Below are 13,104 nucleotides of genomic sequence, written 5' to 3'. Positions count from 1 at the left end.
TGCGCCGGGACGGGGCTTTCCGGCTCACGGGTCGAGCTCGCGGGCGATGGCGCGGCGGGCGGTCTCCGCTTCAGATAATCAGATCAAGCGGCAGGTCGGAGATATCCCGAAGTCTCTTCCCGTCGATCATGGTATGTAAAAGCTCCACCGCATCATCGAAATCCAACTCTTGGGCAGTCTCTACCAGTTCAGGGAGCGCGAAGTGATAAACGCAATCGATGTGGCCCGTGCCGAGCGCGATCGAAGCAATCCTGTTCGGTGTCGGTTCACCCGTGATCACAACGACATGGGGAAGTTTCCCTTTCCTGTTCTGCACCAAGTTTAATCCTTCGGAACGGGCATTTTGTGCACGATCACTTCGGAGCGTCCACTTGCACGAAATGCTGGCGTGCAGGATAAGCTTGTCGTTATTCGAACGCCTCAAACTTGAAAGGCGTGAGCTTTCGGAATCCACGATGTGAGCGGTTTTATTGATGTCTCCGTCTTCCTCAGGTTCACGTGCAATGACCACGTCCGGCTTAATGATGTAATCCGAACCGAGTGCGGAGGCCAATTCCGGATTCTCACTTGCCAATTTGTCAAGGGCTGCAAGATGTGCGTACTGGTCGAACCGTGCAATACCGAGACGTCCCGCCGCAACCTTTCGTCCTATTTGCCAAGTCCCGGGGCGGAGATGTTCCAATGCATTGAACGTCTCCCGAACATAGTTTTCACATATTTCTTCGAACTTCGCTCCCGATCTCTGACCGACGAGGCGTGAACCGCGGCTCCGCTCACCGATCCGGTCCAAAATACCTCCGGCCAGCGCCAGACTTTGACGACTATGCTTGTCCGCATTCCCGGGAATTCCATTTTTATCCCGACGAAGCACGCTTTCCAACAAGGATTCGTGAAAAGATGCTCGAGCCTTTGCGATCAAGCCGGTCATCGCACTACCTGTCATTGGATTCGAGAAAACGTCGAAGTTTCTCGCGCACGGCTTTCGGGTCCTTCAGTTCGCATTCCCACACGACCAGCACCTTCCAGCCCTGTTTTTCAAGTGCTTCTCGGTTTGCACGATCGCGGGCGATATTGGCGTCCAGCTTGGCATCCCAAAACTCCGTGCGCGTGCTCGGACGTTTTCCGCGAGGACAATCGTGGCCGTGCCAAAAACACCCGTGGACAAAGATCACCTTCCGGTGTCGCGGGAGAACAATGTCCGGAGCGCCAGGCAGATCGCTTCGATGGAGACGGTAGCGGTAACCCATCCGATGCAGCATGCTCCGCACCAGCAATTCGGGTCGGGTGTTCTTGTTCTTCACCCGGGACATCAGCCGAGAACGCTCCTTTTTCGACAGTAGATCGGGCATGAGGAGCTAGCCAAGGGCAGGTTCGGAAATATGCACTTGTTCCTTGCCGGCGCGCTTATGGTCTCCCGTCAACAAAGCATAAACGGAACCTGCTACGGCTTTTCCGAGCAACGGCGGCACGGCATTTCCGATTTGACGGGCTATCTCAACTTTGCTTCCCGTAAACACGAAATCGTCGGGGAACGACTGGAGGCGTGCGGCCTCCCGATGTGTGATGGGACGATGCCGTTCCGGATGAAGATAACGGCCCTTTTCCGGCTTGTAGAACTCGGTGCGAATGGTTACCGAAGGGCGATCCCACCAGAGCCGACCGAACAAGTCGGTGCCCCCGGATTTCTTCCGAATCCAACACATGGGCGTAATTTCCGGGGCATTCCTCTGGAGGTCGAAGCGATTGCCGCCGGGTGGAACGGCCCGGTATCGCTTCTTACTCATTTCCGTCGGATTTCGCCCGAAGTGCAAATTGAAAGGTCCCGGTTCATCCCGAATCTCCGTGCCGATCGGTTCCGGTAAGTCGGCGATGGCTTCACGGACGGTTCGCCATGGTTTCGGATCGTCCACGTACTCATAAAGAGAGAGCATTCCCCTCTTCAGGGCTTTCGGATTGAAGTGTGTTTTCTTGGGCGGAAAAGCTTTTGACGGTGTCCCACCGCGTACGCCGACGACGAAGGCGCGATACCGCTCTTGAGGCACGCCGTAGTCGGCGGCACAGAGGAGCGCGGACGCTATCTTAAACCCGAGGCGTTCGGCCTCTTGCTCGATCTCACGGAACTCGTCCGAACCCAAAAGCTGGCGAACGTTTTCCATCACGAACACTCGTGCACCGCTGGATTCGACGATTTGCATGAACGGGCGCCAAAGCTGTTTTCGAGGGTCGGTCTTCCTCTTTTTATTCAGCAGACTAAACCCCTGACAAGGCGGGCCGCCGACAACCACATCGGCCTCGGGAATTTGTGTCTCGGGATCTTCCAGAATGTCTAAGATGTCGCCGTGCCGGCAGTGATCGCCGAAATTTGCGTTGTAGGTAGCGGCGGCATCTTTGTTGAAGTCATTGGCCCATACGGGGGAGAAAACACTTTCTCCCTCGATATTGCGGAATTCGGTAAATCCCTGCGTCAAACCGCCCGCTCCGGCGAACAAATCAATGAGACGAAATGGTCTTTGCATGATATACCGTAATGTCGGAAAATGTCATTTCAATGCCTTGGCTCCGATTTCCGAAAAAAGGGTCGGTTCTGCAGGCCCGTCGAGGTGAATTCCGTATTTCCGCAAAACCCGCAACAAGGCGGCAGCCTCGTCCCGGCGGAGTTTGCGACGATTGTGAACGGCGCTCCGCATGGTGTTGGGGTTCAGCCCCGCCTCACAGAAGACGGCGTTCCACTTTATGACGCCCTTAAGCTCGATGACGCGGTCTATGGACAACATGGCGTGTCGGATCGTTGCAACCGCAAGTTCAACATAATCGTTGGCAATGTCAACAATTATGTTGACAGCATATTGGAGATAGTTGATAGATCGCAACTAATTTTCAAGCCTTCAACAAGCACGCTTAAGTGATACCAATGCAAAGAAAATTCCGGCTCACGGGTCGAGCTCGCGGGCGATGGCGCGGCGGGCGGTCTCCATGAGGGCCGGGATGTCTCGGCGGCGTTTGTTTTCGAGCGGAATCGGTTCGCCCACGACGACGTGGATCACCCCCGGACGGGCCACGTGCCTCCGCTCGTCCAGTACGAGGTAGGCGTCGCGGATGATGACCGGCGCCATCGGCACCCCTGCTTCGACGGCGAGCACGAACGCGCCTTTCCGAAACGGAGCCAGCCGCCCGCAAAAAGTGCGCTCCCCTTCGGGGAAAATGATGACCGAATTACCTTTTCGGATGCGCTCGCCCGCCCTTTTGATGCTTTCGAGCGAGCGCCGGGGCTCTCGACGATCCACGAAGACCGACGGCGAATGTTTGAGCACCCACCCCAGGAAAGGCGTTTTCTCGAGTTCGGCCTTTGCCACGAAGCCGAACGGATGCCGGAGCGCCGCCGCGAGCACCGGGATGTCGAGCGAGTTTTGGTGATTGGCGATGAAGACGTAGGGCTGATCCGGATCGAGCGCCGCGCGTTCCTCCACCACGAGGCGAACGCCGATGCCGAAAAGGATGGCTCGCCCCCACCGGCCGGCCCACCATCGAAAGGTGCCGGGCTTCGAGCGGATGAGGTTGCTCACCAGATACCCCACCGCGAAGAGGACCGTCATGAGCGAAGCCCACGATACGGCCCATACGGCAAAGAGACGCGTCTTCCACGTCTTCCGGAGTCCTTCACCGGAAACGGTTTCCGGCTTCCTCGCTCCTCGCTTCATAAGCGCTGTTTCTCGAACGTACAACCGTCGATGGGGAGGAATGCGCGTTCCGATGCACCGGTTTCTGCCTTGGAGACCGCTCTCGGGGCACGTACCTTTTCCACGTCGTCCGTCCGAAGGTACTCCGCGAGATGCATGAATTTCAGCCGCCCCATACAAATATTTCTCGGATTCCTGTTCCTCGCGCTCTCGTTCGCAACCTCCGTCGCCACGGCGCAAAACATCACCCCCGAGTTCAAGATCGGCTTGGCCGCGACCACACTCCGGGGGGAATCCGCGGCCGATTTCCGGACCCGCACCGGGTTTGCGGGAGGCGTCGGGTTCCGCTACAGGTTCCGCCACGGACTGAGCGTCATGCCCGAGTTTTTGTACGTGGTGAAAGGCACGCAGGCGGATTTCGTGCTCAGTGATCAGGGTCTGCTCACACCAATCCGTGAGGGCGGGGGCGAGGGCGTGCCCATCCGGGCCAACTTCGAGTTCACGTACGTCGAAATTCCGGTGCTCGTCGTCTTTCGCCTGGAGACGAACGGCCGCGTGCATCCGAAGGTATTCGCCGGCCCGTCGCTCTCTTTTCTCCTCGACGCGAAGGTCCGCTTTCGAGCGCTTTCGGGGGGTCCCGAACAAGAAGAGAGCGATTCCACGGTGGAGGGCGTTGATTACGGCGCGGTGGTCGGTGGCGGGCTGGAGTTCGACGTAGGGGGACAACGCCTGAGCTTCGGCGTGCGCGCTTCGTACGGCCTGGCCAACACCCGGAAACGCCGCTCCTCGCCGCTTCGCAATACGAGTTTCATTTTCTTCACCGGCGTTGCGTTCTAAGCCCCTCCCATGTGCTCCCGCTCAGCCGCGCGAAGCATCTTGAGCAACGCCGTCGCGTCCCGCAGTCCGGCGCGAGGGCGAGGCAGGGTGGTCACTTCGAGGCCGAGCGCCCCCTCGTACCCGTCGGCGCACAGACACCGAAGCACTTCGCCCCAACCGACCTCTCCTTCTCCGAGCGCCGTCGGTCGCCAGGTCTCTCCTTCCCCCCTCCCGTCCAGGCATCGGACGAACGTCAGACGCCCCTGAAGGGCTTCCATCCCCTCCGTCGCCGGTTCTCCCGCGCGGCGCGCGTCGGCGGGGCTCCAGGCGGCCCGCACGGAGGGATGCGCGACGACCTCCAGCACGGAACCGAGCGCGCGCGCCGTCGGGAACGCGCCGCCCCATTCGTTGCACACCCCCACCACGACCCCTCGCCGAGCGGCGGCTTCGCCTGCACGCCGAAGCACCTCGGCGGCGGCCTCGACGGGCGCTCCCGGCTGAAACGCCGAAACGAGCACACACGGACAATCGATCCGGCGGCAGAAGGCGAGCGTCTCCTCGAACGCCGCCAACTCATTCAACCATGCGATGCGGTCCGAAACGTCGCCTTCGAACATACCGGGCACGACGGCGGCCACCGGCATCTCATGCTCGGCCATGCGACGGCGAAGTTTGGCTTCATTGACGAACGGCACGCGGTCGCCTGCGCGTCCGAGCGTGCGAAGCACCAACCCTTCGAGTCCCCACAGATGCGTGTAGTGAAGCGCGCGGTCAAGGTCGGGGGTCACGGTGTCGGTAAGCCAGACGGGAGACATGGGCACGACATTTTTGAAGGCTTGCGCTCATTCGTTGTTCACACGTGGAACGTAGAGCGAATCTCCGATGAACAGGACAGGCGGCGCGGGAACCACGGTTTCCCGTAAGATTCGTCGGTGCGCCCGGTCAGCGAGGGCAAGGGCGGCTTGCCCGGCACGGGTGCGCTCTTCGTCGAGATCGGGAGCCGGCGGGACGTCGTCGGGGCGGAGATCGCGCAGCACCTTCATCCAGGGGGCCTCCGGCAGGAGGATCGGCTCCGGTACGGGAGCGAGGCTGTCCGGAGGCAGGACGGCGTGAAAACGCCACCCGTGCGGCTCGACCAGTGCGCGCAGGCCAGTCGTGTCCGCCGCATCGGGACCGACGTAGATGACCGATCGGATGTTGTCCCGCACCCAGCCCGGCTCTTCGAGATAGGCGCGAAGTCCCGCGTGTCCGGTGCGTGCGCCGGACCAGACGGCGAAGAGAATCGTGCGGTCGGGGATGGTGAGGTAGTCGGCAAAAACGCTATACTGCCGCGCCAGTTCGAGGAGCGCCGCCGCGCCTGCACCGGGATGGGCGCGATCGATGACGCGCGCCCCGCCGAAGTCCCCAACGGCGTCGAGGTCGGCGCACACGATGACCAGTTCCGAGAGATGGGGAGGGACCTTTCCGGGCACATATCCCAGGAGATTGATCCCCTGCAGTTCGGGGAGCGCCTCGACCTCCACGTCGAGTTCAATCGTTCGCGGCAGGCGACGCGTGCGGTTGCGCGTCTCCGCCAGAATCCGCCGGGCCGCCGCCTCGTCGACGCCGAGCAGTCGCCCGAGCGCCTGCTCCGTCACCTGAAGCACCACGAGGCCCGTGACGGGCGCTTCCACCCGCCGCGGGGTAAGCGGCCCGACGGTGAGCACTGCCCGAGCGCCCTGCCTCCTCAGACCCATGAGCGCCTCGGTCGTCGCCTCTTCGGCGGGCCAGAGCACCACGTGGTCGCTCAGACGCTGCGCGCTGTCCGGTCGGATGAGCACCCGATCCCCCTCGATGTGCCCGCCGTCCGTTCTGCCGTCGGGCAGCGCATCGACGCCCGGGATGAAGAGCAGGGTGTCGAGCCGCCCGGACGCCGTCAGCCTGAAGGCTTTCGGAAAGTTGACGCGCGTGGGGTAGAGCGTGCGGAACTCGGAGCCCAGAGCCGGCTGAAGCCCGAACGCGCGCATGCGCGCCGCCACGTACGCTGAAGCCAGCACGTACGCCCTCGTTCCCGTGGCGCGGCCTGCAACCGCATCGCTGTTAAAAAAGCTCAGATGCCGCCGCACTTCCAACTCCGACCATACCGGGCGAAGCGGCGTAGAACGAACCGGCTCTTCGTCGACTGCGACGGTGACACATCCGTACGCAGAAAGGACCGCGACGAATGCTCCGAGCGCAAGCAAGAAACGCTGCGCCGGGCGCCCGGCGCAAGAAGCAGGGCGACGGGGAGGTTGCGGGGACGATTTGTCGGCAGGCATATCTCGAAAATAGCTTTTTCTCCGGAGACGTTCCCTATCGCGGCAACATCAGAAACAAACCACCCCTCGTTTTCCCTCTAAATCCATTCATTATCCAAGTTTTTTCGAGGTTGCCCCCCGTGTTGCGCTTGCGAAAGCCGCAGCATTTTTGTACGATCGGTGTCCACGGCGGCCCTGCCATGCATGAACGCTTTCCCACCCATGCGATGTTGGCAAGCATTTTAACCCGTACGATAGGCATCGGGCGCACGTACGCCCGCCTTCGCTTCGTCAGTCTGGTCTGCTTTCTCACCGCGTTCGGCGTGTTGGCATACTCCTTTTCCGGGCCGGCGGAGGGTTACACGACGCCCCTCTCGCTCCTCTTTCTCTCGCTTTATCTCATGAGGAAAGGATGGCTTGCCCTCCGCTCGCATCACGCGGCGCGGCAACTCGGGATGGAGCGGCAGTTCCTCCGGTACGCGGAAGCCGCCCCGGACCTGCTCACGGCGCTTCTCCATCATGGGCGCATCCGAGAACGAAGCCTGCTCGCCTCCACGCTGGCCGCCCGGCTCACCCCGCCGACGCACCCCCGGCAGACGACCCCGCCTCCTTCCCCCCGGCAACGGCTGCTCCGACGCATGCCGCTGCCGCGTCCGGGCTTCGACGCGCTGCTCCTGTTGCTCAGCTTGCTCTTTTTCCTCGGGGGCGACGCTGCCGGTCCCACCGGCAACGTCGCGGCGCTTGCGCTTCTCGTCGGCGTCACCGCTGTGATCACGCCGGCAGAGATGTACCGGCTCTGGCTTCTTCGCCGGCTCCGCCAGAACCTTCCCTCGCTCGCGGACGCCCTCAGCGCCTGGACTCGTAGGGCCGCTTCGCCCCCCCCCGAACGCCCGAAACGCAAGCCGCGCTACCGACATATCCCCCTCTACCGGGCGCGTCCGCGACCCCGCCTGCTCGATCCCTCCCAACACCTGGCGGCATAAAAAAGGGCGGCGTCAGTTACGACGCCGCCCTTTTCCGCTTTGACCTCCGGGAAGGCTAATTATTCTCCAGTTCCTGGTGGTACTTCTCCATCATCTCCGTCTTCGCGCCTACCTCTTGATTGAACTGTCGGAGTGCTTTTTCGATCATCCGGCGCTGTTCATCGAGGACGTTTTCACGAATCGGACGCGCGGCCCGATCTTCGAGCGGGTCCAGCACATGCGCCTGTAGCACGATCAGCAACTCTTTCTGCGTCGTGGAACGCTGCGTGCGGCCGAAGATGTAGCGAAGTCCGAAGAACCACCCCGGAAGATCCTTGAGGATCGGCACGCCCGACCTCGAGACCGACTCATCCGTAGAGTACAGGCCGCCGATGACGGTCTGTTCGCCGTCGAGGAGCAAAACCTGCGTGTTCGCGGCATTCCGGTCGATGACCGGGCCGGCTGCCGAAGGCGTGCTGCCCGACTTCTCCACCTTCACGTTGAGATGGATGAACTCGATCGTCGGGGCGTCGGCGGTATCGACCACGGCCTGCTCGATCAACGTCGGCGTCACGTCGACGATGATGCCGGTCGAGAAAAACTGCGTCACGGTATTGCCGGCAAAGTCACGCACCTGGACCGGCACGTCGGTTCCGATCTGGATGCGTCCTTTCTCGCCGCTTTGCACGGTGACGTTGGGGCTGGCGATCGTTTCCCCGATGCCCTGCTGTTCCGCGAGCCGGAAAAACTGGTTCAGGTCCTTGAAATTGAGGCGTTCCGGGGCAATGACGACGTCTTTCACGCCGCTGAAGAGTTCGTCTGTTTTCAGGAAGAAGTCCTTTTTTCCCTGTCCGTTCGTTCCTCCGGAGCTTCCACCCGACGAACCGGAGGATCCACCCGATCCGCCGGATCCCCCCGCACCTCCTGTGGTATTGCCGAGGAAGACGCCCCAGTTGATGCCGATGTCCCTGGCGCGCGTGTGATCGAGTTCAAAGAGGATCGCGTTAATCTGAATCTCTCGCGTCCCCAGCGTAGCCGGAAGCGATTCCCCCTGCACCGAGATCGAAGCTTCGGGAGATTCCCGTCCTGCCGCCTGATCGGCGTCGAGAATGACCGAGGGCGCCTCGGGCGCATTCTCCACGATGAAGTACCGTTCCGTCTCCCGATACGTCAACCCGTTGTACTGAAGCACCAGTTCGAAGGCGTCGAAGAAGTGCACACCCGCGATCGAGATTCCGATCGGTTGGGTGCGGCTGTCCGGGTCGATGACCTGCTTGCCGGTGACGCGTTGAAAGATCGGGTTGAGGAAGTCGATGAATTTATCGAACGGCGTCGACGGCAAGAAAGAGACGAGTTGATCCGGCGGAATATAGCTTCGGATCTGGCGCTCGGGCGGGCGGTCCTGTGCCTGTACCGGCGCAACCCACGTCAGAGCCGTCACCAGGGGCAACAGACCGAGCGTGATAAGGGCCGCATAGCGTTTCATGTCTTTCCGTTTCATATGCATTGCCTCCGCGTCACATCAGCGCGGGTGTGTTTAATGGTCCTGGAGGGGAGAGAGGTTGACGGGGCCGAGGGCCTGGCGGTAGCGTTCCCCGGTTTGCAGACTCATCTCGATCTCGTCGATGATGCCGCCTTTGTTCAGCCGGGCCACCACACGGTCCTCGGTGGGATCGACCGCGATAATCTGCCCGAGATAAACGCGGTCGCCCACGTCCAGCTGATAGTAGTCGCCTTTCCAGTGGAAAACGGCCTTCCCGCCCACGATCGAGACCAGAGTCGCTTCTTCGAGATCGACCAGGTTGTCCGTATTTGGAGGGATGCGCTCCATGATGATCGGGAAGAACGGGTTTTTGGCCGGCTGTGCATCCGGGAGCACCTCGGCCGGCACCGGTGGCAGGGCGCTCATGGGTTGCGCCTGAAGTTCGCCGTTCTCGTAGAGGCTCGTCACCATCGTTTCGGCGCTGAGGCCCTTGGCCCCGCCGAAGAAGGCATCCACTTTCATCGTGAAGGAGACCATCACCTGAAGGGCGTCCCGCTCGGTCTCACGATCCTTCGTCATGAGGTCGATGTGGTTCAGCCGAAGTTCACGCACCCGGTAGAAATTCCGGTTGTTCTCGAGTTGCCACACGACGCGGTACAGATCGTCGAAGTACCCGCGTCCCGAAACCTGATACGAATAGGTTCGAAAATCCGGATTGCGTTTTTCCCCTTCGAACGTGATGTCGAAATTGTTGAATCCGTCGTGGCTGAGGTGGTTGAGATACGCCACCACTTCCTCGTCTTCGAGCTTCTTCGGGATCACCTTGTACCGGGCCCGCCAGCGACGCACGATCTGCTCGGCGCGTTCCTCCGTGGACGCCTCTTCGGCCAGAAGCGCAGCCACTTCGGCTTTCTTCATTCGCGCCACCTTCTCGGCTTTGGCGAGACGGGCGATCTCCTCCGGCTGTTCAAAAAACGTCACGTATATCCCCGCACCGGTGACGAGCAACCAGCAGACGGCCAGCACTACGATGTTTTGAATGATGTTTGACATGGCGGCTTGAATCCTGGGGAAATTAAAGGGGCGTGCTTGTTGGGGTGACGGGCGTCTCCGGAGTCTCCGAAGGTTCGGTCTCCGCAGGCGTTTGCGCCTCAGCCGTCGTTCGGGCCGCTTCCTCCGGCGCCTCTTCTCCGGAAACGGGCTCGAGGGCGTCTTCGACGGTGACGTGCTCCCGGAGATACCGGGCCGCTTCGGGCAATTCGCGCGTGATGGGGAAGATCATCCGGAACGAGAACACGGGCCATTCCCGGATCTCGGAGAAGGACAGGCTTCGGATCGAGGCGTCGAGCCGATCGGCGAGGCTCACGACGTAATCCCGTGAGGTAGCGTTGCCCTCCAGTTCGAGGTTCGGCCCTTCCATGCGCCAGCTCTCGACCCAGATGCCTCCTGCAATGGCGGCCGTCTCGCGCGCGGTTTTTTCGAGCGCTCGGCTCCATTGATCGCTGCCGACGAGCAGCGAGTCGAGCACGTCGAGCGCGCGCACGTAGCCGGCCGTGGCGGCTTCCATGCTGTCGATGCGCGCCTGAAGCTTCTTGGCGTCCGCTTCCACCTCGGCCATATTCTGGAGCTGCAGGCGCTGGCGCGCAAGCGTTTCGTGATGCCGGAGCGTGAAATACCGGTATACGAAGAAGAGCACGGTGCAGAACAGGATCACCAGAAGCGCCACGGAATGCCACGAGACCGGCATCGTGAACTGTCTGCGAAGCATCTTCTCCGGGATCAGGTTGACGTCGGGGAAGACGCTTTCATACAGGTCGTCCTTGATCAGCCGGAGACCGGCGGCGACGGCCAGCACCTTGGTCCGTTCCAGGGAGGCTTCCTCCCCCTCCGAAAACGGCAGATACGTGCGGAGCGACTCGACGTATGCGTCCGGGAAGAACAGCGTAAAGCTCTCGAGCAGCGTCTCCTCACGCTCCTCTCCCAGAAGATAAACCTGTTGCACCTCGCCCGTACCATATTCATCCTGGAGCAACAGCACACGGCTGCAGATCGTCTCCGGCGCATCGTACGTCGTGATCGACCGGAGACTTTCGAAGTGCTGAAGCGTGTCCTCTTCGAGGAACATCACGAGGGTGTCTTCCACGCCCGCCCGAACCACCAGGGTCTTTCGAGGCTCCGGGTCGAGCGGATCGAAGGCGACTTCGGCCCCCTCCTCCATCTCCGCATTCATCCGCAGGAGATTCGCAGCCCGGGCCAGACCGAGATAGGCGGAAATTTCGTTGTCCAGCAGGCGAATCTGCGGCATTCGGCTCTTCTTTGAACGAAGAACCTTGACCGTCTCGACCACCGGGTCGGCATCCTTCCCGATAATGGCGAGATACCGGGGGAGATCGCCTTCGCCCGGCGTCATGGGGAGAAATGCGACCCGCTCCGGGTCCACTTCCTCGCCCGTCTGTTCCGCGAGCCTCTCGACGAGCGCCCCTTTGTCGAGCGGTTTCGCGTTCCGCTTCGCTTTTGCTTCCTCCCGCTTTTTCCGCTTCTCCTTCTTCTTTTTGGACTCCCCGTCCTTCGCTTCCTCTTTCCTGAGGACCGGCGTGCGCACCTCCGTGGTCTTTACGTCTATGCTTCCGTTGCAGAATGCGACCCTGGGGTCGGCATAGCCCGCATCTTCACACTCTGCGATGATGTCTCGGAGCTCGAGCTCAAAGGTTTTGACTTCGAGCGCTCCCCCGGGGTCGCCCACTTCTCCGGACGCGGCCGGATCGAGGCTGTCGAACTCGGACATCAGGAACAGATCCGCACCCGTATCGCCGGCGTCTCCGAACTGGATGGTGAAGTCGCCACCGCTCTCATCGCTCTCCATGCCGGACGGCTCGCTCATGTCCGCCGCCATAGCCGGCATGGTGTTTCGATGCCGCCGGAACGTGCGAAGGATCACGGGCCCTTCCGGACCGTCATGAAGCAGCACCGCGTCGATGGTGCGACTGGTGACCATGACCCCGAGAACGTATGGTTTGCTTCCGTACTTTTTCATAGTGCGTTTTGATCTTGCGTCCGTGTCCAGGCCTTGCGTTCGGCTATCCCATGAGCTGCTTCATCCGACGCTTGTTGTTGGCATAGTTCATGGCAATCTCCGGCGTGATGCTTCCCTGACGCATGAGCCTGAAAAGATCCTGTTCCAGGGTGATCTGCCCCTGATTCCACCCTTCCCACATCATCTGATAGATCTCGTTGGTGTTCTCATTCTTGATGGCCGCCCGCGTCGAGGGCGTCATCCAGAGCACCTCTTTGGCCAGCACCCGCCCGCCGCCGACGCGAGGGCATAGTTTCTGGGAGATCACACAGCGCAGGACGTCGGCCAGCCGGTTTCGTATGCGCGTCTGCTCCTCCGGCGGGTATTCCCCGATGATGCGGTCGATGCTTTCGACGGCGGAGGAGGTATGGAGCGTGGAGAAAACTTTGTGGCCCGAATCCGTGATTTCGAGCGCGGAGGAGATCGTCTCGGGGTCGCGCATCTCGCCGATGACCACGATGTCGGGGTCCTGGCGAAGCGCCTGCACGATGCCGTCCTTGAACGAGGGCACGTCGCTGCCGACCTCCCGATGGCGCACGATGCACATCTTGGAGACATGCATGAATTCGATGGGCTTTCCGATGATGACGATGTGCCCGGGGATGTCTTTGTTGTTGGCGTCGACGATGGCGTCGAGCGTGGTGCTTTTACCCGATCCGGTGACCCCGGTCACGAGTGTGAGCCCGTCCCGCACATGGCGAAACATGAGGCCGCGCTCGATGAGCGGGTGGAACGCCAGCGAGCGGAGCGGGCGCAGTTCTTCGCTGATGGCGCGCATGTTCAGCGCCAGGTGTTCCATATCGAAATAAATGGTGGC

At 61.3% G+C, this 13,104-nt stretch carries 13 protein-coding genes; 2 read left to right on the top strand and 11 right to left on the bottom strand.

The genetic code is table 11. From position 1 onward, the window contains the following. Positions 1 to 70: 70 nt before the first annotated feature. Genes AC1HIY_RS09390 through AC1HIY_RS09370 form a run of 5 tightly spaced genes read right to left on the bottom strand, consistent with a single transcriptional unit; the run spans position 71 to position 3,593 of the window. Positions 71 to 928 carry an NgoMIV family type II restriction endonuclease gene (locus tag AC1HIY_RS09390; RefSeq protein ID WP_479576470.1) on the bottom strand — a complete coding sequence of 286 codons (858 nt, stop codon included), beginning with the start codon at positions 926 to 928 and terminating at the stop codon, positions 71 to 73. A 4-nt stretch (positions 929 to 932) separates the two neighbouring features. Next, positions 933 to 1,349: a very short patch repair endonuclease gene (locus AC1HIY_RS09385; protein WP_479576469.1), complete on the bottom strand. Its 417-nt coding sequence runs from the start codon at positions 1,347 to 1,349 to the stop codon at positions 933 to 935. A gap of 6 nt (positions 1,350 to 1,355) precedes the next feature. Next, complete coding sequence (locus AC1HIY_RS09380; RefSeq protein WP_479576468.1) at positions 1,356 to 2,516, bottom strand: DNA cytosine methyltransferase; 1,161 nt, start codon at positions 2,514 to 2,516, stop codon at positions 1,356 to 1,358. A 24-nt stretch (positions 2,517 to 2,540) separates the two neighbouring features. Further along, positions 2,541 to 2,870 (bottom strand): hypothetical protein, encoded by a 330-nt coding sequence (locus AC1HIY_RS09375; RefSeq protein WP_479576467.1) that lies wholly within the window; start codon positions 2,868 to 2,870, stop codon positions 2,541 to 2,543. A 60-nt stretch (positions 2,871 to 2,930) separates the two neighbouring features. After that, the gene (locus AC1HIY_RS09370) at positions 2,931 to 3,593 is read right to left on the bottom strand and encodes a lysophospholipid acyltransferase family protein (protein WP_479576466.1); all 663 of its coding nucleotides are present in this window, start codon (positions 3,591 to 3,593) and stop codon (positions 2,931 to 2,933) included. Positions 3,594 to 3,833: 240 nt separating this feature from the next. On the opposite strand from AC1HIY_RS09370, the gene AC1HIY_RS09365 reads away from it, so the two are divergent. After that, the gene (locus tag AC1HIY_RS09365) at positions 3,834 to 4,514 is read left to right on the top strand and encodes a porin family protein (RefSeq protein WP_479576465.1); all 681 of its coding nucleotides are present in this window, start codon (positions 3,834 to 3,836) and stop codon (positions 4,512 to 4,514) included. Here the strand turns inward: AC1HIY_RS09365 and AC1HIY_RS09360 are convergent. After that, positions 4,511 to 5,308, bottom strand: coding sequence for a sugar phosphate isomerase/epimerase family protein (locus AC1HIY_RS09360; RefSeq protein ID WP_479576464.1), 798 nt, complete (start codon positions 5,306 to 5,308; stop codon positions 4,511 to 4,513). The genes AC1HIY_RS09365 and AC1HIY_RS09360 overlap by 4 nt on opposite strands. A gap of 27 nt (positions 5,309 to 5,335) precedes the next feature. Beyond that, positions 5,336 to 6,529: a zinc-binding metallopeptidase family protein gene (locus AC1HIY_RS09355; RefSeq protein WP_479576463.1), complete on the bottom strand. Its 1,194-nt coding sequence runs from the start codon at positions 6,527 to 6,529 to the stop codon at positions 5,336 to 5,338. A 467-nt stretch (positions 6,530 to 6,996) separates the two neighbouring features. On the opposite strand from AC1HIY_RS09355, the gene AC1HIY_RS09350 reads away from it, so the two are divergent. Beyond that, positions 6,997 to 7,752, top strand: a complete 756-nt coding sequence (locus AC1HIY_RS09350) for a hypothetical protein (RefSeq protein ID WP_479576462.1) — start codon at positions 6,997 to 6,999, stop codon at positions 7,750 to 7,752. Positions 7,753 to 7,807: 55 nt separating this feature from the next. Here AC1HIY_RS09350 and AC1HIY_RS09345 read toward each other — a convergent pair whose 3' ends face one another. From AC1HIY_RS09345 to AC1HIY_RS09330, 4 genes are all read right to left on the bottom strand, one after another. Continuing rightward, on the bottom strand, positions 7,808 to 9,232 hold the full coding sequence (locus AC1HIY_RS09345) for a type II and III secretion system protein (RefSeq protein ID WP_479576461.1): 1,425 nt from the start codon (positions 9,230 to 9,232) through the stop codon (positions 7,808 to 7,810). Between the two features lie 36 nt (positions 9,233 to 9,268). Continuing rightward, positions 9,269 to 10,267 (bottom strand): hypothetical protein, encoded by a 999-nt coding sequence (locus tag AC1HIY_RS09340; RefSeq protein WP_479576460.1) that lies wholly within the window; start codon positions 10,265 to 10,267, stop codon positions 9,269 to 9,271. A 22-nt stretch (positions 10,268 to 10,289) separates the two neighbouring features. Then, on the bottom strand, positions 10,290 to 12,248 hold the full coding sequence (locus tag AC1HIY_RS09335; protein WP_479576459.1) for a PilN domain-containing protein: 1,959 nt from the start codon (positions 12,246 to 12,248) through the stop codon (positions 10,290 to 10,292). 43 nt (positions 12,249 to 12,291) lie between these two features. Beyond that, the coding region (locus tag AC1HIY_RS09330; protein ID WP_479576458.1) for a type IV pilus twitching motility protein PilT at positions 12,292 to 13,104 on the bottom strand (813 nt) is incomplete at its 5' end.

The sequence above is a fragment of the Rhodocaloribacter sp. genome (assembly GCF_056451265.1).
The sequence above is the reverse complement of the archived record's forward strand: the minus strand, read 5'-3'. Positions and strand labels throughout refer to the sequence as shown.

Bases quoted from the DNA above. Each gene is read 5' to 3' on its own strand.
- AC1HIY_RS09390 (WP_479576470.1), bottom strand. From the start codon at position 928: ATGACCGGCTTGATCGCAAAGGCTCGAGCATCTTTTCACGAATCCTTG.
- AC1HIY_RS09385 (WP_479576469.1), bottom strand. From the start codon at position 1,349: ATGCCCGATCTACTGTCGAAAAAGGAGCGTTCTCGGCTGATGTCCCGG.
- AC1HIY_RS09380 (WP_479576468.1), bottom strand. From the start codon at position 2,516: ATGCAAAGACCATTTCGTCTCATTGATTTGTTCGCCGGAGCGGGCGGT.
- AC1HIY_RS09370 (WP_479576466.1), bottom strand. From the start codon at position 3,593: ATGACGGTCCTCTTCGCGGTGGGGTATCTGGTGAGCAACCTCATCCGC.
- AC1HIY_RS09365 (WP_479576465.1), top strand. From the start codon at position 3,834: ATGAATTTCAGCCGCCCCATACAAATATTTCTCGGATTCCTGTTCCTC.
- AC1HIY_RS09360 (WP_479576464.1), bottom strand. From the start codon at position 5,308: ATGTCTCCCGTCTGGCTTACCGACACCGTGACCCCCGACCTTGACCGC.
- AC1HIY_RS09350 (WP_479576462.1), top strand. From the start codon at position 6,997: ATGTTGGCAAGCATTTTAACCCGTACGATAGGCATCGGGCGCACGTAC.
- AC1HIY_RS09345 (WP_479576461.1), bottom strand. From the start codon at position 9,232: ATGAAACGGAAAGACATGAAACGCTATGCGGCCCTTATCACGCTCGGT.
- AC1HIY_RS09340 (WP_479576460.1), bottom strand. From the start codon at position 10,267: ATGTCAAACATCATTCAAAACATCGTAGTGCTGGCCGTCTGCTGGTTG.
- AC1HIY_RS09335 (WP_479576459.1), bottom strand. From the start codon at position 12,248: ATGAAAAAGTACGGAAGCAAACCATACGTTCTCGGGGTCATGGTCACC.